Here is a 20104-nt window from a genome sequence, read left to right on the forward strand (position 1 = left end):
TCCCTCGACCGCGAATCTTTTCCAGACTATGACGTCGGGGAACGAGTTGAGGGAAATCCGGATGTACGAATATGCCGTCGCCTGGGAATGGCTGAGCTTTGCCGCGCGCTGGCTGCACGTCATCACCGCCATCGCCTGGATCGGATCGTCCTTCTATTTCATTGCCCTCGATCTCGGGCTGGTGAAGCGGCCGCATCTGCCGCCAGGCGCCTATGGCGAGGAGTGGCAGGTGCATGGCGGCGGCTTCTACCACATCCAGAAATACCTGGTGGCGCCGGCCCAGATGCCGGAGCACCTCACCTGGTTCAAGTGGGAAAGCTATGCCACCTGGCTATCCGGCTTCCTGATGCTGGCGATCGTCTATTACGGCGGCGCCGACCTCTTCCTCATCGACCACGCCGGCATGGCCCTGCAGCCCTGGCAGGCCATCTGTCTGTCGCTCGCCTCGCTCGGCTTCGGCTGGATCGTCTACGACCTTCTGTGCAAGTCGCCGATCGGCAACAGCACCTGGGGGCTGATGGCGCTGCTCTACGTGGTTCTGGTGGCGATGGCCTGGGGCTATAGCCAAGTGTTCACCGGCCGCGCCGCCTTCCTGCACCTTGGCGCCTTCACCGCCACCATCATGTCGGCAAACGTCTTCATGATCATCATTCCGAACCAGAAGATCGTCGTCGCCGATCTCATTGCCGGCCGCACGCCGGATCCGAAATACGGCCGCATTGCGAAGCAGCGCTCGCTGCACAACAACTACCTGACGCTGCCCGTCATCTTCTTCATGCTGTCCAACCACTATCCGCTGGCCTTCGGCACGCAGTTCAGCTGGATCATCGCAGCGCTGGTGTTCCTGATGGGCGTCACCATCCGCCACTGGTTCAACACCACCCACGCCCGCAAGGGGCGGCCGACCTGGACCTGGCTGGTGACGGTGATCCTGTTCATCGTCATCATCTGGCTGTCGACCGTGCCGAAGGTGCTGACCGGCGAGACCGACGTCGCGCTGTCACCCGTCCAGCAGCGGTTTGCCAGCGACGTGCATTTCGCCGCCGCCCGTGATGTCGTACAGGGCCGCTGCGCGATGTGTCATGCCGCCGAACCCGTCTGGGAGGGGATCAGCTTCGCGCCGAAGGGGGTGCGTTTCGAGACCGATGCCGATATTGCCCGCCACGCCCACGAAATCTACATCCAGGCCGGCCGCAGCCACGCCATGCCGCCCGGCAACATCACAGCCATCACGCCCGAAGAGCGCAAGCTTCTGACGGCGTGGTACCAAAGCGCCGTCGACGGCGCCGGAGCCACACGATAATGACGCCTCTTCTCCTGCGCGGCCGCCTTCTCTCGTTTCACCGGGCGCCCGCCAGTCTCACCGATACCGGCAGCTATCTCTACGAAGAGGACGGCGGCCTGCTGGTCGAGGATGGTCGGATCTCGGCGGTTGGCGCCTATGCCGAGGTGAAGGCCGGAGCGCCCGAGACTGTCGAGGAACTCGATCACCGTCCGCATCTCATCCTGCCGGGCCTCATCGACACCCACGTGCACTTCCCGCAGATGCAGGTGATCGCCTCCTATGCCGCGAACCTCCTGGAATGGCTGAACACCTATACCTTTCCCGAGGAATGCCGGTTCGTCGAAAGCGCCCATGCCGCCCGCATCGCGACGCACTTCTACGACGAGTTCCTGCGTCACGGCACGACCACCGTCGCCGCCTACTGCTCCGTCCACAAGGCGTCGGCCGATGCCTTCTTCGCGGAGGCAACCCGCCGCAACATGCTGATGATCGGCGGCAAGGTGATGATGGACCGCAACGCACCGCAGGGCCTGCTCGACACGCCGCAGATGGGCTATGACGAGACGCGCGCGATCATCGAAGAGTGGCACGGCAAGGGTCGCAACCACGTGGCCATCACCCCGCGCTTTGCCATCACCTCGACGCCGGAGCAGATGAGCGCTGCCCAGGCGCTGGCGCAGGAGTATCCGGATCTGCACATCCAGACGCATCTTTCGGAAAATCACGAGGAGATCCGCTACACCTGCGAACTCTTCCCCGAAGCCAGCGACTACACCGACATCTATGCCCGCTACGGATTGCTTGGCCGAAAGACGCTTCTCGGCCATGCAATTCACCTCTCGGAGCGCGAGACCGACGTGCTGTCGCAGACCGGTTCGGTCGCCGTCCACTGCCCGACCTCCAACCTGTTTCTCGGATCCGGCCTGTTTCCGCTGAAGGCGCTGGAGCGTCGCGAAAAGCCCGTGCGCATCGGCGTCGCGACCGATATCGGCGGCGGCTCCAGCTACTCGATGCTGAAGACGCTGGACGAAGCCTACAAGATCCAGCAGCTGCTCGGCGAACGGCTGAACCCGCTCGACAGCTTCTACCGGATGACCCGCGGCAATGCCGAGGCGCTGTCGCTGGTCGATCGCATCGGCACGCTGGAACCCGGCACAGACGCCGATTTCGTCGTGCTCGATGCCGCGGCGACGCCGGCCATGCGCCTGCGGATGGAGACGGTCAAAACGCTGCCGGAGGAGCTCTTCCTGCTGCAGACGATGGGCGACGACCGCGCTGTGACCGAAACCTATGTGGCCGGCAGGCCGATGAAGAGCAATTTACTTGCACCCACTTTGGGAGCATAGTCTTTCCGATGAGGATCATCGCCCGTCGGACATTGAGGCAGTTCGCCGAAAGCCCCAAGGGCCAGAAAGGCGGGACTGCGTTGAAGACCGCGCTTGATGCTTGGTTTCACGAAGTCACCCGGGCGGAGTGGAGGTCGGCAGCCGACGTCAAGCAGCGATATGCCTATGCCAGCATCATCAACGCGGAGCGGATTGTCTTCAACATCAAGGGTAATGACTATCGCCTGATAGTGGCGGTTGATTTCGGACGATCCCTCGTGTGGATCAAATGGATCGGCACACACCGCGACTATGATAGAATTGACGCAGCAACGGTGGATCATGTCTGACCTGAAGCCCATTCGGACAGAAGCTGACTATGAGGAAGCGATCGGCACGCTGAGCGCTCTCTGGGGTGCAGAGAGTGGCACGCCTGACGGAGACCGGCTGGATATCCTGGCGACTCTGATCGAGGCCTACGAGCTTGCCAACCACTCCGTCGATCTGCCCGATCCGATCGATGCCATCGCGTTTCGAATCGAACAGCAGGGCCTGACGCGCAGGGATCTGGAGCCGGTCCTCGGCAGTCGGGGGCGAGTGGCCGAGATCCTCAACCGCAAACGCCCGCTCACCCTGGGAATGATCCGCCGGCTGCACAGCGAACTGGGCATTCCGGCGGAAGTACTCATACAGCCTGTTCGCCGGAACCGAGACGCCGCCTGATCACACCGTCGGGATCGTCCCGCCGTCGATGGTGACCTCGGTGCCGTGGATGGCAGCGGCTCGATCGGAGGCCAGGAAGGCCACGAGTTCGGCGATCTCCTCCGGCAATGCCGGCCGGCCGATCGGAATGCCGCCGAGCGCATCCATGATCGTCTGCCGTGCCGCATCCGCGTCGATGCCGCCCGCCTCGGAGATGCGCGCCACCAGTGCCTGGGACGCCTCGGTCTGGATCCAGCCCGGCGCGACCGCCGTCACCCGCACGCCCTTCGGCCCGAGCTCCTTGGACAGCGCCTTGCTGTAGTTGGACAGCGCCGCCTTGGCCGCCGCGTAGCCGATCGTCGCATCGTGCAGCGGCAGGCGCCGCTGGATCGACGACACGTGGATGACGACGCCGCGGCCACGCTCGATCATCTGCGGCAGGAGCAGCCGGTCGAGGCGCACGGCGGGCATCAGGTTGAGGTTCAGTTCCTCCTGCCAGTGATCATCGGTCAGGGCAGCAAAGCCGCCGCCCGGCGACCGTGAGCCGCCCAGCGTGTGGCCGAGGATGTCGACACCGCCCCAGGCCTCCAGCACGGCCTTGGCGAGTGCGGGAGCGCCATCCGGCCTCGACAGGTCGGCCTGCACATAGACGTCGGTTGCGAGGTCATCCGGCAGCGATGACCGGGCGGCGGTTGCGGTCATCGCGCCCGCTGCAGCAAAGCGGCGCAGGATCGCAGCACCTGCACCCTTGGTGCCGCCGGTGATCAGCACCCGCTTGCCGGCGAATTCACCCGGGATGATGGGAAATGTCGGTGCCACGGTCATCAGCCGATCTCCAGCGCAGATATCTGACCGTCGGCAAGGGCGAAGCGGAAGCCGAGGGTGGCGGGACTGCCGGGGAAGTTGCCGCTGACGAGCCCCGAAACGGCGAAGCGATCGGCTGTCTGTTCGACGTTCTGCACCTGCACGGCAACCCGGTATTTGGCGGTCGTCTCCTCCATCCACGCGCGGATCTCGGCCCGTCCCTTCATCTGCTTTCCCTCGTCCCGGACGATGGCAGTCTCGGCAAACGGACGGAGCATCGCGTCGATATCGTGTGAATTCTTGGCAGCGAAATAGGCTGCCAGTGCTTCAGGCAATGGCTGTGTCATCTCTGTCCTCTTAGACTTTGTAGGACGGGGCGCCGCCGTCCGGGAGCAATCGCGTTGCCTGGTGAACAAGATGCGGATAGGTTGATCCGATGACAAGTACGCACGAAAAAGTAGGGTACTTACCCCAACGTAAGGTCGCCGAGGAGATGACGCCTTCGTCCGCGGCAAAGGGCGTCGAAGCCGCCCTGCGCCTGATCGAAGGTCGCTGGAAACTGGTCATCCTTTTTCACCTCTTTGGCGGGCATGTGCTGCGCTTTTCCGACCTCGAGCGGGCGATCCCGGGGATCTCGCAGAAGATGCTGATCCAGCAGTTGCGACAAATGGAAGCCGACGGGATGGTGCGCCGGATCGTCCATCATCAGGTGCCGCCCAAGGTGGAGTACTGCCTGACCGACTGGGGCCAGTCTCTGTGCCCGGCGCTGGATTCGCTCCTGAAATGGACGGCGCGCAAGCCGGCGGGAGCCTCCTGAAAAACGCCTTTGCGCGGGCAGGATTCTGCTCGCGATCAGGCTCGGATATGCTAATTCTCCGGTAGGTACCGGAGGAAGTTTCAACACATGTCCCAGCCGCTGACGATCGCCGATCTCAAATCGCTTGCCCGCCGGCGCGTGCCGAAGATGTTCTTCGATTATGCCGACAGCGGCTCGTGGACGGAAAGCACCTACAGGGCGAACGAGACGGATTTTGCGGCGATCAAGCTGCGCCAGCGGGTGCTGGTTGACATGACCGAGCGATCGCTGAAGAGCACGATGATCGGCGAGACCGTGGCCATGCCCGTCGCCCTGGCGCCGACCGGCATGACCGGCATGCAGCATGCCGACGGCGAGATGCTGGCGGCGAAGGCCGCGGAGGAATTCGGCGTCCCCTTCACTCTCTCGACGATGAGCATCTGCTCCATCGAGGACGTCGCATCGGTCACCTCCAGACCCTTCTGGTTCCAGCTCTACGTGATGCGTGACCGTGCCTTCGTCGAAAGCCTGATCGAACGGGCCCGCAAGGCCAACTGCTCGGCGCTGGTGGTCACCGCCGACCTGCAGATCCTCGGCCAGCGCCACAAGGACTTACGCAACGGCCTCTCGGCACCGCCGAAGTTCACACCGAAGCACGTCTGGCAGATGGCGACGCGGCCGAAATGGTGCCTCGACATGGCCCGCACGCAACGTCGCGGCTTTGGCAACATCGTCGGTCATGCATCGAACGTGTCCGACCTCTCGTCGCTCGGCGCCTGGACCGCGGAACAGTTCGATCCGCGCCTGTCGTGGAAGGATGTGGAATGGATCAAGGAGCGCTGGAAGGGCAAGCTGATCATCAAGGGCATTCTTGACGAGGAGGACGCGCGCGCGGCGGCCGATACCGGCGCCGACGCGATCATCGTCTCCAACCATGGTGGTCGGCAGCTGGACGGCGCACCGTCGGCGATCAGCATGCTGCCGCGTATCGTCGATGCGGTCGGAGACAGAATCGAGGTGCATGTCGATGGCGGAATCCGCTCCGGCCAGGACGTGTTGAAGGCGGTGGCGCTCGGTGCCCGCGGTACCTATATCGGCCGGCCCTTCCTTTACGGGTTGGGTGCGATGGGCAAGCCCGGCGTCGAATTGGCGCTGTCGATCATCGCCAAGGAGATGGACATCACCATGGCGCTCTGCGGCAAGCGCGACATCCAGACCGTCGACCGCAACATCATCGCCCACAACCCCTATTGAGCGGCAGCGGCTGCATCAGCCAGTCGTCGCCTCCGGTAGCCGGGAACTGTCGATGACGTAGCTGATGACGCCGTTTTCGCGGATCTGCCGGAAAAGCAGATAGTATTCCGGGAATGTCCCGCCTTCGACCGCGTCCCGGCTGTCACCCCAGAGCGCGTCCACATGCGGCTCGGCAAGGTCGGCGGTGAACAGTTGCGGGCCATCGGCACCAACCAGCGCATAGGCGGCATCGGTCGGCATGCGCGCCAGGAAGGTGGCTGCCGGTTCCGCCTGCATGTAGCCGGAAAGCTCCAGCATCCGTGTCTGGGTATGGCTAAAGGCCTGGTGGTTGCGCGAGGTGCTGTTGTGCCAGGAGCACAGCGGCATCAGGTAGCAGCTCTGACCGGTCACCACCTTGCCGTGGCTGTTCGTCGTCATGTGGCCACCGACATCGAAGCCCGGATGCGACGAGGCGACGGTCGGCAGAGGGGCCGTCACGTAGCAGTTGCCGTTGATGCCGCTGTTCACCAGCAACTGCTTCCAGGTCACGCCGCCGATCTTCGGATCGTAGGTACTGCCGTCAACGTTGTAGAGGGTGCCGGCATAGGTGACGACCGTTGCCGAGGTCGACTGCAACCGGATATTGCCATAGAGCTGCATGAATTCCATCAGGGCGTCGGCGGCCGATCTGTCGAGCATGATCCGATCCTCTGCGTATCCGGCGCTCTACCACCGGAATAACCTCTGGTTGTCTAGATACAGAGATACGCGCAAAAGATTAAAGGCACAAGCGTAAGTTGATTGTCTCGGGCGCTGTTGGCCTCGATGACCCCGCCGATCGGTACCGGGATGGTTTTAGCCGAGCCATCCGGTGGCAAGACCTGCCGCCCATTCCGGCCTTCCCCCTTCTGCGGCAAGACGCGACTGGCTCATGTGGTCGTAAGGCACCAGCCGGAAGGTCACCGTCCAGTCCGTGCCACTCGTTTCGAGGATGGCATAGGTGGCCAGCGGCGTGCCTGCCTCGACCCGGTGAGGGACAGGCTGGTCGTCCTCATAGGCCGGGCAGCTGACACTACCGGGATTGACGATCAGCCGGCCGTCGGAGAGGCGCACCGCACGCGGCAGATGCGTGTGACCGCAGAGGATGAGCGACTGCGTCACGCCCTGCGCAAGACCTTCTATCTCGGCAAGTGGCCTCTGATGGACCACACCCTCCGGCGTCACGGCCTCCAGCCAGTAGACTGTATCGCTGCCGGGCGTCGCGTGGCAGAGATAGACGTCCTCGTGCCATACGGTCGACACCGGCAGGGTTTCGAGCCACGCCAGATGTTCGGGGGACAGTTGATCGTAGGCCGCGGCATCCGTCACATGCATTCCCGCACGATCCTGCTCAACGAGGTAGCGATCGTGGTTGCCGCGCACCGTGACGAGGTCGAGAGACATCAGCAGCTCGGCAGTCCGCGCCGCGTCCAGCGGCCCGGAAAAACAGTCTCCGAGATTGACGATGGCATTGGTGGGAATGCCCTGGGCGCCGATGTCGAGAAGCACCGCATCCAGCGCTTCGCAGTTGCCGTGGATGTCGGCGATCGCCGCAAACCGCATCGCCTCAACTCCCACGATAGGTGGAGTAGCCGTAGGGCGAAATCAGCAGCGGCACGTGGTAGTGCGCCGTGGTGTCGGCAATGCCGAAGCGGATCGGGATGACGTCGAGGAAAGCCGGCTCCGGCAGGGCGGTACCGCTGCGGCGAAGATAGTCGCCGGCGTGGAAAACCAGCTCATAGGTGCCGGTCCTGAAGCTGTCCCCGGTCAGCAGCGGCCCGCCGTCCACGCGACCATCGCCATTGGTGACCACCGACGTGATCTGCGTCCGACTGTCTCCGTCGAGCCGGAACAGATCGATGACGATGCCTTGCGCCGGGCAGCCGCGCGCCGTGTCGAGAACATGGGTAGTCAATCCGGTCATGGGGTGCTCGCTCAAAGGGAAGGCTGGTGGATCAGGAATGGCTGGTCGAAGAAGAACTCTTCCAGATTGTTGTCCGGCCCGTCACGATCGACAACCAGAAAATCGCTCGCCTCGTCGAGCGTCATCAGCGGATGATGCCAGACGTTGCGGCGGTAGTTGACGCCCTGGTCGCCGCGCGCCAGAAACGCCTGCGGTTTTCCGGGCCGACCGCCTTCGTCTTCCGACACGATCACCAGATAAGGTCGCCCGGAGAGCGGCGAGAAGCTCTGGCTGCCGAAGGGATGGCGCTCCATCATCGTCAGCTCGTAGGGAAAGCGGCGCGGCTGCCCGCGAAAGATGTTGAGGATGACGCGGGCTCCGTCGCCTTCCGCCTCCGCCTGCGCCAGCGCGTGAAATCGCTGCGTATTCCCGCCATTGATCAGCTTCATGGTCGACGGATCCGCCTCGAGAACCTCGCCGAACGCAAGGAAAGCGTCCCGTGTGAGCGGCCGGATTGTCAGGGTCTGGGGCATGTCGGGATCATTCACCTTGAGCGCGGATCTGGCGCAGCATGCGCAGTTGCGAGAGGAGCGGTGGCAGGTCATCTTGCAAGGTCTTCCAGACGACGTCTAACTGTAGCTCATAATAATCATGAGCGACGAGGTCGCGCATGCCCTTGATCTTGACCCACGGCACCTGCGGATGTTCGGTGTCGATATGTGGATTGAGCGCAAGGATGCGCGTGACGTTCTCACCGAGGATCACCAGCGCCATCGCGACTGCCATCTGCGTCTTTTCGTCAGTGAGGAAACTTGATTTCGACATCCCGGCAACGAAGGACAGCGCCTTCTCGGCGGCAATCTCCATCTGTTCGACGTGATCGAGAAGTCGGCCGCCGTCGCTACTCATATATGGGCCGCCTCAGCCAGCACCCGCTCCCGCAGTCCGGCCCGAAGCCCACCGCTGGTCACCAGATCGACGCGCAGCTTCAGCAGCGTTTCCAGGTCGTGCTGAAGCCCGCCAAGATCGAACAATGTCGTCTCTTCCAGGGTATCCACCAGGATATCGAGATCGCTGTCGTCGCGATCCTCGCCGCGCGCGACGGACCCGAACACCCGCGGGTTCGCCGCCTTACGGCTGGCCACAAGCCTGCGAATGGCCTCCCGGTTTTTCTCCAGCACTTCCGATGGCCGCATGGCACAACTCCTTCGTGCCCACCATAGGCGATGTGGTAAACCGGGCAAGCCGATCTTCACGTCGACGGCAGCAGGTCCTCGAGCCTGAGCAGGGCGATCTTTTCCACCTGTTCGCAGGCGGTCGCGAACTCGTCGTCCCGGCTGTTGCCGATGCGTGTTTCGAAGGCAGTCAGGATATCGTCCTTGCCAAGCCCGCGGACGGCGATAATGAACGGGAACCCGAACCTCTCCACATAGGCGCTGTTGAGGTCGGTGAAGCGCTGATGCTCTTCCGGTGACAGCCGGTCGAGCCCGGCGCCGGCCTGCTCGCGGGCGCTGTCTTGGGTGAGTTCGCCGGCGATCGCCAGCCTGCCCGCCAGATCGGGATGCGCCCGCAGGACGCCGAGCTTCTCCTCGTCGCTCGCAACCCGGAAAGCGGCGACGAGGCCGGCGTGCACCCGGTCGACATTGAGATGCTCGCCGCGCACCAGATCGTCGTCATAGGCGCGCTCGGCAATGAAAGGCGAGTGTTCGAAGACGCCGCCGAAGCGGTCGACAAAGTCGTTGCGGGTCATGATCGATCAGCATCCGGTTTGTGGTGCTCATGCCAGTGGCGGGCGATCTCGATGCGTTTCGGGATCCACACCTTGTCGTGACCGAGCACGTATTCCATGAAGCGCTTCAGCGCGGCGATGCGACCGGGACGACCGACGAGACGGCAATGCAGGCCGACGGACATCATCTTCGGCGCGCCCTCCAGGCCTTCCTGGTAAAGCGTGTCGAAGGTGTCCTTCAGGTAAGTATAGAACTGGTCGCCTGCATTGAAACCCTGCGGCGTGGCAAAACGCATGTCGTTGGCGTCCAGCGTATAGGGAATGATAAGGAACAGTCTGCCGCCAATACCGTCCACCCAGTAGGGCAGGTCGTCGGCGTAGCTGTCGGACGAATAGAGGAAGCCGCCCTCCTCCTGCACCAGCCGCAGCGTGTTGGTCGACGGCTTTCCCTGGTACATGCCGTAGGGGCGCTCGCCGGCGATTTCCGTATGCAGACGTACCGCATCCAGGATGTGCTGGCGTTCCAGGTCCTCGGAGTAGTCCTTGTATTCGTGCCAGCGATAGCCGTGGCTGGCGATCTCCCACCCGGCCTCGTTCATCGCCGCCACCGCATCCGGGTTGCGGATCATCGCCAGCGTCACGCCGTAGACGGTCGCCGGCACGCCGAGACTGGTGAACAGCCGGTGCAGGCGCCAGAAACCGGCGCGCGAGCCGTATTCGTAGATGCTTTCCATGTTGAGGTTGCGCTGGCCCGGCCAGGCGGCGGCACCGACGATTTCCGAAAGCAGGTTTTCCGACGCCGGGTCACCATCGAGAATGGAGCTCTCACCACCCTCCTCGTAGTTGATGACGAACTGCACGGCGACGCGCGCTCCCCCGGGCCACTGCGGGTCGGGAATGTTGCGTCCATAGCCGACGAGGTTGCGGGGATAGGGTTCAGCCACCATCGAAAATCACCTTCCGGAACAGAGGCCTGACGGTAGCATCGCCGAACCAAATGTCGAGACGGATTGGTGCGCCGCAACAGCTTCGTCGGCGAGACCTCAGGCGATCCGACGTGCGGAGACGCGGCCGAGCGGATGCAGCGAATGAACGACAAAGGGGGCACCTGGCTCCGCTTCGACGAACAGTGCGACATTCGTCACCTCCAGCGTCCGATCGAGCAAGGGCTCGAAGAAGCGCCGCATCACCTGCTCGAAGCGCTCCATCTGCTGCGGCCCAACGGTGCCGGTCATCGTCATGTGGAAGCGGAACTCGTCCATCACATGCGGGTGACCCCAGCGGCAGAGGTTGGAGAACTGCGAGGCCGACAGATGGTCCGGGTCGGCGCGCTCGAGCTCCGCCTCCGTGAGCGGCGCGCGGAACACGTCGAACTGCTGAACTACGGCACCGGCCAGCAGGTGGAGCTCCTCGCACGGGCCGGCCGGCACCAGCGCGAAGCGGTTCCCCATCCGGGCGATCTCCAGCTTTGGCAACCGCAGCGGCTGCTGCTGGCCGGCGAAATGCATCAGCTGGCGCAGCATCATCGGCTCGCTCATCCCGTCGGCCAACCGGAACGGCGGCTTCAGCGTGCCGTGAAAACCGTAGCGTCTCGGGAGAGCCGTGTTGAAGGCGATCTCGTGCAGGTCGAGCCCGCGGATCGCCGGCAGGTCCATTGCATCGCCGGAAAAGGCGTTTCGGCCGAGCCACTGCGAGGCGGCGACCGTCAGCGGATCGCTGGCCGGCGGCGTGAAATTGATGGCGTAACGCATCCTGCACCTCCCTGGGCCGGCATCTCGCGCCATGCTGCGACACGCCTCGTTTGCCGAGGATCTAGGTGATTTGCATGACAGATTGACGACACGGAATCAGGGTTTTGGACTGGCCGACGCAACCTCCAGGTGGTGCTGCAGCGAGAACGACGACGGCAGATCCGTAGGCTTTCCCGACAATTGGGCGAGCGCCGCATCGGCAAGCCGGTGGGCGATGCCGAAACTGACCTTGAAGCCGCCGGTCAACGCCAGGATCTGCGGCGCATCAGGATGCGCACCGACCATCGGATCACGGTCGATCGCCTTTGGCCGCAGCCCCGCCCAGCGTTCGACGACCGGCGCATCGGTGAGCGATGGCGAGAGGTCGCGCGCCCGTTCGATCAGCCGGTCCAGCTTGCCATCGGTAGCCATAGGGTCGTCGAACTCCTCCTCGCTGGTGCTGCCGATCGCCACATGCCCGTCCTCGTGGGCCACGATGTAGAGGCCGTTCAGAAAAATCACCGGCAGCGAGGGATCGAGACCATCGGCACGCAGCAGCGCCGCCTGCCCCTTCACCGCACGGCCGAGTGGCCGCGATAGCTTGCCGCCAAAGCCTGACAGGAGCTCGAAGGAGTGCGGTCCGGCTGCGACGATACAGTGGCCGAACGCGACTAACCGGCCGTCGGACAGTCGAGCAGAGGTGGGATCGAGACGGGAGACACCGGTCCCGCTGACGCGCCGGATATTAGCCGTTCGGTCGATTGCGGCGGTCAGCGCGGCGATGAGGCTTCGCGGCGCGACCCGGGCGGCAAGACCGTCTTCGACAACGCCTGCGGCAGCCGCACCCGGAGACAGCCAGCCCGGCAGAGGCGACTGGTCATGGACCTGCCAGCCGAAACGTCGCTCGCCGACCGTCCAGTTCTGCGCCGCATCGGCCGCGTGGCCCTCGGCGATCGGCAGCAGATGCGGTTTCGGCAGGGGGATCAGCCGCCCGCAGCGGCGATAGCCGCAGGAGATGCCGGTCTCGCCTTCCAGCCGTGCGATTTCGCCTTCCAGCGCAACAAGCGCGTCCAACTGGAACTGCTTCTTGTCGTTCCAGCGGTCGGGCATATGCGCCATCAGCGCCCCGAGGATGCCGCCGCTTGCGCCAAAGCCGGGTCGTTCCGCCTCGACCAGAAGCGTCTCTATGCCCATGCGTCCGGCCTTCAGCGCCGCCCAAAGCCCCATGACGCCACCGCCGACGACCAACAGCTCGACGGTGGCCGGAAGATCGTCTGATTGACCGGGCGCGGAGACGGGACTATCGGCTTGCCCCAAGGAGAAGTGAGCCATGACGAAACCCGATGCGAACGTGAAGGCCAGCGGCGAAGCGCTTGAGTGGCGCGACCGCGATATGCCTTATTCCCCGGCCTTTGGCGATCACTTTTATTGCCAGACCGATGGGCGCCTGGAGTGTGGGCACGTGTTCCTGGCCGGCAATGACCTGCCGGGGCGGTTCATGCGACCGGGTCCGTTCCGCATCGGCGAGCTCGGTTTCGGCACCGGCCTCAACTTCTGCGAAACCTGGCGCCAGTGGAAAACGGCCTCGCCCAAGGACGCCAGGCTGCACTTCACGTCGTTCGAGGCTTACCCGATGCAGGCGCAAGACATCGATCGCGCCCTGTCACACTGGCCCGAGATCGACCGCGAGCGCCAGGCGCTGGTTGCCGCATGGCCGCAGCGACCCGCCGGAACCATTGATCTGGATCTGACGGAGGATGTCCGTCTGACCGTCGTCTGCGGCAAGGCCGAGACGACGGTGCCGCAGGCGGTGCCGTTCGACGCCTGGTTCCTCGACGGCTTTGCACCGTCGCGCAATCCCGACATGTGGTCGCAGGTCCTGATGCAGTCCATCTTCGACAAGACGGTCGATGGCGGCAGCTTTGCCACTTACGCGGCGGCAGGCTTCGTCCGCCGCAATCTTCAGGCGGCGGGATTTGCGGTCGAGCGGGCTCCGGGCTTTGCCGGAAAGCGCGAAATGCTGCGCGGTCTCAAGGCCCCTATCAGCCGCGTGAAGCCTCTGCCGGACGCCGCTGCCGGCGCCACTGGCCAATCTTTGCCTCCAGCAGCTCGGGGCTGATCGGCTTCGACAGGTAGTCGTCCATTCCGGCTGCCAGGCAGAGATCGCGATCGGCCTCCAGCGCATGCGCCGTGACCCCGACGATCGGCACGTGGCCGCCTTCCTGCATCTCGATCTCGCGGATCCGGCGGGCGGCCTGATGACCGTTCATCACCGGCATCGAGACATCCATGAGGATCATCCCGGGTTTCTGCTCACGCCACGCCTCGACGGCGAGCGCACCGTTGGCGACAATCCGGAACTTCAGCCCCGTCGCCTGGAGAATCTGCGTGAAGACGATCTGGTTGACCTCATTGTCCTCCGCCACCAGCACGTCGAGCCCGGGTTCGGCGCTGGTATGGACGAGCGTCAGGATCGGGTGCGGCGACGCAGCGGGCAGCGCAGGCGGTCCCTCCACGCCGGCTTGCCGGTTGCGCCGTTGCGCCCGGCCTGTGCGGATGACGTCGGAGAGCGTCGAGCGCAGCAGGTGCGCCCGCGCCGGCTTCATCAGATGCGCGTCGATGTTGAGAAGCTGGAAGGAGGCATTGGTGCTTGCCGTATCCATGGAGGTGAGGAACAGGATAGGCACCTCGCACATCAGCGGATCGCTGCGGATCAGCTGTGCCACGGCAAACCCGTTCATGTCCGGCATCTGGTAGTCGAGGATCAGCGCATCGATGGCGATACCCATGCCGGCCGCCCCGCGCAGAACCTCGATGCCCTCGCGGCCGCTCTCGACGGCAACGCAGTCGAAGCCCCAGATCGTCAGCTGTTCGATGAGGATCTTGCGGTTGATCTCGTTGTCGTCGATCACCAGCACCCGGGCGTTCCGGACGCTCTGCGGGACTGCCTCGTTCAGCCGGCGCTCGCTGGCGATGGTGAAGGGCATGCGCACGGTGAACACCGAGCCGGCGCCCGGCTCGCTGTCGACAGCGATCGAGCCGCCGAACAGCTCGATCAATCCATGGGTGATGGCGAGCCCCAGCCCGGTACCTTCGTGGCGTCGGGTAGACGAGCCGTCGACCTGCGAGAACTTGTCGAAAATCGTGTCCAGCTGGTCGGCCGGAATGCCGATGCCGGTATCCTCGATCCGCACCGACAGCTGCATCGTCTCGTCGGACTGAAGCTCCGACTGGATATCGATGAGGATGTGCCCCTGCTCGGTGAACTTGATGGCATTGCCGATGAGATTGGTGATCACCTGCCGGAACCGTCCGGCATCACCCAGCACGGTATGATGGAGGGCAGCTCCCCGCACGATAAGCTCGATATCCTTTTCCGCGGCAGACGACGACAGCAGCGTCGCCACGTCCTCGATCGCGTCCACCGGATCGAAGGGGGCGTTGCGCAGGCTCATCTGCCCGGCCTCGATTTTCGAGGAATCGAGGATGTCGTTGATGATCGTCAGTAGCGCGGTGCCGGACTTGACGATGATATCGGTGAACGTCTTCTGCCGGGTGTCGAGGTTGGACTTTGACAGCAGCTCGGCCATTCCCAGGACGCCGTTCATCGGCGTGCGGATCTCGTGGCTCATATTGGCGAGGAATTCCGACTTCGCACGGTCGGCCGAGTGGGCCCGCTGCAGCAGGCGCTGCAATTCCTGTTCGCGCTGCTTGGTCTCGGTAACGTCGCTTGCCACCACCAGCCAGTTGCCGTTGCCGCTGAGGTTGATCTCAAGATCGATCCAGCGCTCGCCGCCGATGTGGAAGGACGCAGCGATGGCCCCCGTCTCGGCCTGCCGGCGCCAGCCGGCGAGCATCTCGGCAGCCTCCTCCGATGTCCCGAAGTCACCGCGCGCCATCATATAGTCGAAGGCTGCATGCCACGTGCGGCCGACCTGCAGGAGCTCGGCCGGCACCTGCAGCACGCTCGGCATCGCGGCATTGAGAAAGGCAAGGTTGGTGTCGCGCAGGATCAGCAGGCCCTGCGACATGACGCTGGTCGCATCCTGCATCATCACGCCGCGCTCATCGAGCGCTGCCCGCACCTCGCGCACCTCCTGCTCGCGTCTGCGCATCGTCGTCATGTCGACATAGCTGAGCAGCATCTTGCCGTCGGCGAGGTGATCGCGCGACATCATGATCTGGCGGTTGGCCGGATGACTGATCTCGAACGGCGGGATTTCGCCGGCAGAGCGCAGCAGCGCCAGCCGTTCGTCGTAGAACCGGTCGAAATCGCGGTTCCGGTCGCCATAGACATTGCGCTCGAAATTGTCCCGGACGAAGTCGCGGTAAGCGACGCCGACCCAGTCGCGACGGCTGCCCGCATTCAGCGACCACAGCTCGTCCAGTGTCGCGTTGACGTATTCGATGCGCATGTCGCTATCGATGATCGCAACGCCGACCGGTAGCGAGTTGAGGATAGCCTGCAATTCGTCATGCAGCTGTTCGGCGGTCTTCTGGGCCTCGCGCATGCGCGTCACGTCCGTGATCGAGCCGACGATGTAGGGCTCGCCGGCCGGCGTCGAAATCCGCCCGATCCTGGCGATGGCGGCGATCACGCTCTGGTCCGGCAGGATGATTTCCTCCGCCTTTTCCAACGTGCCACCATCTTCGAGCAGGCTCGAGTTCTGCGCCCGGAACCGTTGCGCGCTGTTCGGGAACATTTCCTCCTCGGTCAAGCCGAGGATCTCCTCGCGCGGCCTGCCGGTCAGCGTTTCGAAGGCGGCATTCGCATAGACGAGCCGGTGCTGGCTGTCGCGCAGGAAGACGCCAACAGGCAGATCCTCGAAAGCCGCGCGGAAGATTTCCGTCTCCTCGACCTTCTTCGCCAGCCGCATCTCCTGCACCTTGAATTCGGTGACGTCGAGGCGCAGCAGGATCAGCCAGCCATTCGCGAGGCGCTTGTTGACGCTGCGCAGCCAGCGGCCATCCGGCAGCGGCTCGGTTGCCTGCCATTGGTCGGCCCGCAGATGCTCCATCCGCTCGGCGATCCAGTCGCTGCGGGCAGACGCGACCTGTGCTTCGATCCGATCCGGCCGAACACGATGGTCATAAACAGCGCAAAGGACGGTGCGGAGATCGAGCTGCAGCTGCAGTTCGACACCCTGGGAGCGGTAGTAATCGGCAAACTCGTCGTTGAAGTAGAGCAGCTCGTCGTTTTCGCTGAAGATGCCGATGCCGGCTTCCAGCAGGTTGAGCGTGCTGCCGAGCATATCCAGGCTGACGCCGCCCCTGATCAGTTCTGTCACCGCAGGCGATGCCGGTGCCTCTGCCTCGACCGGTTCGAAGACGGCGAACAGATAGGCTTGGTCATCATCCGACAGAAAGCGCTCGATTCGCACCTCGGCCTCCAGCCGGCCGGCCGCATCCATGCAGCGGGCCGTCTCGTCCGTGCCGAAGACCAGCGCGCGACGCTGCTTTTCCTGGAGATCCTCATCCTCTGCGAAGCCATGGAAGGCATGGCACGAGTGGCCGGGGAACTGTTCGCGGCGGGCATCGCGAAGGCGGGCATAGGCATCGTTGACCGCGACGTACCGCAGCGCGCCGTCCTTGATGAATGCGGGCAAGTCCAGGTCGTTGATCCGCTCGCAGGCTCGCTGCAGAAGTTCGCCGTCGTATTCCACCGCTACCTCCGGACCGCGGTTCGCCATGGGAGGCAATTCGCGTGATGCTACAGGATCAATGCCATCGCACGGATATGGTTAACGGCTGGTTGCATTGCACCAGTGCAGCGCCGCCACCTGTTCCGGGATGGCCCAGTCTCGACAATCGAGCCCCAGGCATACATCCGCCGCATTTCCGCTCGGTTTCGGCCCAGATCGGCCTCAGCGGCCGTGTTTCGCCCAAAAATACGTGTCGAAACGGGCTTGAAGATGAACAGCCGTTCAGCATTATCACGTTGTTTTTCCATCATTTTGCCCTCATCGAGGATGATCTTCTTGCTGTCCCCGAACAAATCCGCGGGAAAGGAAACAAGGCCATGACCTTCCTCAGAACATCCATCACCTCAGGGCTCGTTGCGCTGTCCCTGACCGGCGCTCTCGTTGCCACTGCCCCGGCAGCCGAAGCACGCGATCATCATCGTCATGATGAAATCCTGGCGGGCGTAGCGGCAGGTCTTGCCGGCGGCCTGATCGGCGGGGCTATCGCCTCCCAGTCGCGCGGACCGGTCTACGACGACGGGCCGGTCTATGATGATGGTCCGGCCTATGACGTCCCGCCCCCGCCGCGCCATGCCATGTACGAGAGAAGCTATTACCGCCCTGCTCCGGCGCCGCGCTGCCATTACGAATGGCGCGACAACGGCTGGGGCGAAGCCTTTCGCGTCCGCGTCTGCCCGCAATACTGATCTTCTCGACACCCCGCCTTCACCGCCCCGTCTGTCTGCTGAAGACAGGCGGGGCGCCTTCATTTCGGCACCGGCCCTTGACTTTTGGTGTGCGAAGCAGCAAATGCAGTCCAGCTTTCACCTTCCGGCCGCCGCGTGAGTTGGCCCCGCCTCAGTAAATGACCGCGAAGAAGGAATAAGGCGCAAAGATAGATCGCCCTGGCATTCAGGGTTTAAGCGCTGGAAAGTTTTTCCAACTTGCAAGTTCCCACTTCACGCGGGGTTCTTGACGCCAAAGGCAGACCGGACGGCATGGTGCTCGTTCGGCGGTACGCTCACGGCGCCCCGAAAAGGTATTCGACTTGACGAATTTCCAAGAGCTTGGCCTGGCCAAGCAGCTCGTAGCCACTCTCTTTGCGCTTGGTTACGAGACGCCGACCCCGATCCAGGAAAAGGCGATCCCCCAGCTCCTCGAAGGCCGCGATATGATCGGCCTCGCCCAGACCGGCACCGGCAAGACCGCCGCCTTCGGCCTCCCGCTCATCGAAATGCTGCTGAAGGACCCCAAGCGTCCTGACAACCGCACGACCCGGACGCTGATCCTGGCGCCGACCCGCGAACTGGTCAACCAGATTGCCGTCAACCTCAAGGCCTACGTCCGCAACACGCCGCTGAAGATCAACGCCGTCGTCGGCGGTGCCTCGATCAACAAGCAGCAGCTGCAGCTCGAAAAGGGCACCGACATCCTCGTTGCCACGCCGGGCCGCCTGCTCGACCTGATCTCGCGTCGTGCGATCGGCCTCACCACGGTACGCTACCTGGTGCTCGACGAAGCCGACCAGATGCTCGACCTCGGCTTCATCCACGACCTGCGCAAGATTTCGAAGATGGTTCCGAAGAACCGTCAGACGCTGCTGTTCTCGGCCACCATGCCGAAGGCGATCGCCGATCTGGCTTCCGACTTCCTCAAGGATCCGATCCAGGTCTCGGTCACGCCTCCGGGCAAGGCTGCCGACAAGGTCGAGCAGTTCGTCCACTTCGTCGCCGGCAAGAACGACAAGACCGACCTCCTGAAGAAGTCGCTCGAGGAAAACCCGGACGGCCGCGCCATGGTCTTCCTGCGCACCAAGCATACCGCCGAGAAGCTGTCCAAGCATCTCGAACAGGTTGGCTTCAAGGTTGCATCGATCCATGGCAACAAGAGCCAGGGCCAGCGCGAGCGCGCTCTGAAGGCTTTCCGCGACGGCGAGATCCGCGTACTGGTGGCGACCGACGTCGCTGCCCGCGGCATCGACATCCCCGGCGTGACGCACGTCTTCAACTACGACCTTCCGGAAGTGCCTGACGCCTACGTCCACCGCATCGGCCGGACCGCCCGCGCCGGCCGCGACGGCATCGCCATCGCATTCTGCGCACCCGACGAGACGCGTCTGCTGCGCGACATCGAAAAGCTGATGAACATCGACATCACCGTCGCCTCCGGCGAACGTCCGTCGACGCTCAACAGCCCGGTCCGCTCCAGCGGCAAGCCTGCTCGCAACGGCGGCGGTCGTGGCCGTGACGGCGCTGGTCGCTCTGAAGGCGGCCGTGAAGGCCCGAGCCGTGGTCGTGCCGAAAACCGTCCGGCGCGCCGTCCGCGCACACCGGAAGGCGAAGCACTTGCCGCCCGCTCCGGCGATCGGCCGAACCGCGCTCCGCGCAACGACCGCAACGAGGACTTCCGCGGTCAGCGTCGTGGCGAGGAAGCCCCGCGCTTCGAGGCCGACAACGACCTGACCTCGACCTCGGATTTCCGCCCTGCCAAGAAGCAGTTCGGTGGACGCCCGGGCGAAGGCCGCGGCGCACCGCGCACCGGCGAACGCAAGGGTGGCCATGCGGCTCACGGCGCACACGAAGCCGGCGCCCAGCGCCAGGCCCGTAGCGGCCCGGCCCGCAATGGCGGTCGTCCCGCCGGCAAGCCTGCCGGCAACGACGGCCCGGTGAAGTTCGGCGCTGAAGGCGGCACCGGCGGCCAGGGTGGTCGCACCCGTGACCGCGCGTAAGCCTGCCACGTCTTCGGACTGAAAAGTTCAACCCGCCTCTGGAAACGGAGGCGGGTTTTTTCGTGCCCGTTGGGTCGAAGCTGAGAATGACTGCGGCGGATGCCCGGCAGGACCCGGGACGACAGCGGGTGGGTGATCTCGACGAATGC

Annotated in this window: 21 protein-coding genes and 1 pseudogene; 9 read left to right on the forward strand and 13 right to left on the reverse strand. The window is 64.0% G+C overall.

The window, feature by feature from the left end; translation table 11 throughout:
- The first annotated feature begins 61 nt into the window (after nt 1–61).
- The 4 genes from puuD to AAIH46_RS03820 are packed head-to-tail and all read left to right on the forward strand — an operon-like array spanning nt 62 to nt 3333.
- Complete coding sequence (gene puuD / locus AAIH46_RS03805; protein WP_430304268.1) at nt 62–1303, forward strand: urate hydroxylase PuuD; 1242 nt, start codon at nt 62–64, stop codon at nt 1301–1303.
- Nucleotides 1303–2631 carry a guanine deaminase gene (guaD, locus tag AAIH46_RS03810; RefSeq protein ID WP_430304269.1) on the forward strand — a complete coding sequence of 443 codons (1329 nt, stop codon included), beginning with the start codon at nt 1303–1305 and terminating at the stop codon, nt 2629–2631. Before puuD ends, guaD begins: the two co-directional genes overlap by 1 nt.
- Before the next feature lie 8 nt (nt 2632–2639).
- Complete coding sequence (locus AAIH46_RS03815; protein ID WP_430304270.1) at nt 2640–2960, forward strand: type II toxin-antitoxin system HigB family toxin; 321 nt, start codon at nt 2640–2642, stop codon at nt 2958–2960.
- Nucleotides 2953–3333 carry a helix-turn-helix domain-containing protein gene (locus AAIH46_RS03820; protein WP_430304272.1) on the forward strand — a complete coding sequence of 127 codons (381 nt, stop codon included), beginning with the start codon at nt 2953–2955 and terminating at the stop codon, nt 3331–3333. Before AAIH46_RS03815 ends, AAIH46_RS03820 begins: the two co-directional genes overlap by 8 nt.
- Here AAIH46_RS03820 and AAIH46_RS03825 read toward each other — a convergent pair whose 3' ends face one another.
- Together AAIH46_RS03825 and AAIH46_RS03830 are read right to left on the reverse strand one after the other, a co-directional pair.
- Entirely contained in the window at nt 3334–4137 is an 804-nt protein-coding gene (locus AAIH46_RS03825; protein ID WP_430304273.1) for an SDR family oxidoreductase, read from the reverse strand.
- Nucleotides 4137–4463 (reverse strand): nuclear transport factor 2 family protein, encoded by a 327-nt coding sequence (locus tag AAIH46_RS03830; RefSeq protein ID WP_430304274.1) that lies wholly within the window; start codon nt 4461–4463, stop codon nt 4137–4139. The genes AAIH46_RS03825 and AAIH46_RS03830 overlap by 1 nt, the downstream gene beginning before the upstream one ends.
- Nucleotides 4464–4609: 146 nt before the next feature.
- Here AAIH46_RS03830 and AAIH46_RS03835 point away from each other — a divergent pair, with 146 nt between their 5' ends.
- Entirely contained in the window at nt 4610–4933 is a 324-nt protein-coding gene (locus AAIH46_RS03835; RefSeq protein WP_430304988.1) for a winged helix-turn-helix transcriptional regulator, read from the forward strand.
- An 87-nt stretch (nt 4934–5020) separates the two neighbouring features.
- Nucleotides 5021–6166, forward strand: a complete 1146-nt coding sequence (locus AAIH46_RS03840) for an alpha-hydroxy acid oxidase (RefSeq protein ID WP_430304275.1) — start codon at nt 5021–5023, stop codon at nt 6164–6166.
- A gap of 15 nt (nt 6167–6181) precedes the next feature.
- Here AAIH46_RS03840 and AAIH46_RS03845 read toward each other — a convergent pair whose 3' ends face one another.
- From AAIH46_RS03845 to AAIH46_RS03890, 10 genes are all read right to left on the reverse strand, one after another.
- The gene (locus AAIH46_RS03845; protein ID WP_430304276.1) at nt 6182–6844 is read right to left on the reverse strand and encodes a hypothetical protein; all 663 of its coding nucleotides are present in this window, start codon (nt 6842–6844) and stop codon (nt 6182–6184) included.
- A gap of 156 nt (nt 6845–7000) precedes the next feature.
- Nucleotides 7001–7747: a metallophosphoesterase family protein gene (locus AAIH46_RS03850; protein ID WP_430304277.1), complete on the reverse strand. Its 747-nt coding sequence runs from the start codon at nt 7745–7747 to the stop codon at nt 7001–7003.
- A 4-nt stretch (nt 7748–7751) separates the two neighbouring features.
- The gene (gene uraH, locus AAIH46_RS03855) at nt 7752–8108 is read right to left on the reverse strand and encodes a hydroxyisourate hydrolase (RefSeq protein ID WP_430304278.1); all 357 of its coding nucleotides are present in this window, start codon (nt 8106–8108) and stop codon (nt 7752–7754) included.
- An 11-nt stretch (nt 8109–8119) separates the two neighbouring features.
- The gene (locus AAIH46_RS03860; protein WP_430304280.1) at nt 8120–8620 is read right to left on the reverse strand and encodes an ureidoglycolate lyase; all 501 of its coding nucleotides are present in this window, start codon (nt 8618–8620) and stop codon (nt 8120–8122) included.
- 7 nt (nt 8621–8627) lie between these two features.
- A complete protein-coding gene (locus AAIH46_RS03865; RefSeq protein ID WP_430304281.1) occupies nt 8628–8996 on the reverse strand; it encodes a HepT-like ribonuclease domain-containing protein in 369 nt (122 codons plus the stop codon).
- Complete coding sequence (locus AAIH46_RS03870) at nt 8993–9283, reverse strand: nucleotidyltransferase family protein (protein ID WP_430304282.1); 291 nt, start codon at nt 9281–9283, stop codon at nt 8993–8995. The genes AAIH46_RS03865 and AAIH46_RS03870 overlap by 4 nt, the downstream gene beginning before the upstream one ends.
- A gap of 56 nt (nt 9284–9339) precedes the next feature.
- The gene (uraD, locus tag AAIH46_RS03875) at nt 9340–9840 is read right to left on the reverse strand and encodes a 2-oxo-4-hydroxy-4-carboxy-5-ureidoimidazoline decarboxylase (protein WP_430304989.1); all 501 of its coding nucleotides are present in this window, start codon (nt 9838–9840) and stop codon (nt 9340–9342) included.
- Nucleotides 9834–10763 carry an allantoinase PuuE gene (gene puuE / locus AAIH46_RS03880; RefSeq protein ID WP_430304283.1) on the reverse strand — a complete coding sequence of 310 codons (930 nt, stop codon included), beginning with the start codon at nt 10761–10763 and terminating at the stop codon, nt 9834–9836. The genes uraD and puuE overlap by 7 nt, the downstream gene beginning before the upstream one ends.
- Before the next feature lie 96 nt (nt 10764–10859).
- Complete coding sequence (locus AAIH46_RS03885) at nt 10860–11567, reverse strand: DUF1045 domain-containing protein (RefSeq protein ID WP_430304284.1); 708 nt, start codon at nt 11565–11567, stop codon at nt 10860–10862.
- Between the two features lie 96 nt (nt 11568–11663).
- Nucleotides 11664–12863: an NAD(P)/FAD-dependent oxidoreductase gene (locus AAIH46_RS03890; protein WP_430304990.1), complete on the reverse strand. Its 1200-nt coding sequence runs from the start codon at nt 12861–12863 to the stop codon at nt 11664–11666.
- A 13-nt stretch (nt 12864–12876) separates the two neighbouring features.
- Here AAIH46_RS03890 and mnmD point away from each other — a divergent pair.
- A pseudogene (mnmD, locus tag AAIH46_RS03895) lies at nt 12877–13584 on the forward strand (tRNA (5-methylaminomethyl-2-thiouridine)(34)-methyltransferase MnmD); the annotation flags it as partial.
- Between the two features lie 4 nt (nt 13585–13588).
- Here mnmD and AAIH46_RS03900 read toward each other — a convergent pair.
- The gene (locus AAIH46_RS03900) at nt 13589–17236 is read right to left on the reverse strand and encodes a response regulator (RefSeq protein ID WP_430304285.1); all 3648 of its coding nucleotides are present in this window, start codon (nt 17234–17236) and stop codon (nt 13589–13591) included.
- 14 nt (nt 17237–17250) lie between these two features.
- Between AAIH46_RS03900 and AAIH46_RS03905 the strand changes: the two genes are divergently transcribed.
- Nucleotides 17251–17934 carry a hypothetical protein gene (locus AAIH46_RS03905; RefSeq protein ID WP_430304286.1) on the forward strand — a complete coding sequence of 228 codons (684 nt, stop codon included), beginning with the start codon at nt 17251–17253 and terminating at the stop codon, nt 17932–17934.
- A 341-nt stretch (nt 17935–18275) separates the two neighbouring features.
- Entirely contained in the window at nt 18276–19955 is a 1680-nt protein-coding gene (locus AAIH46_RS03910; RefSeq protein WP_430304287.1) for a DEAD/DEAH box helicase, read from the forward strand.
- Nucleotides 19956–20104: the final 149 nt, after the last annotated feature.

The organism is Rhizobium sp. 0TCS1.26 (assembly GCF_050455525.1).
GTDB lineage: Bacteria > Pseudomonadota > Alphaproteobacteria > Rhizobiales > Rhizobiaceae > Neorhizobium.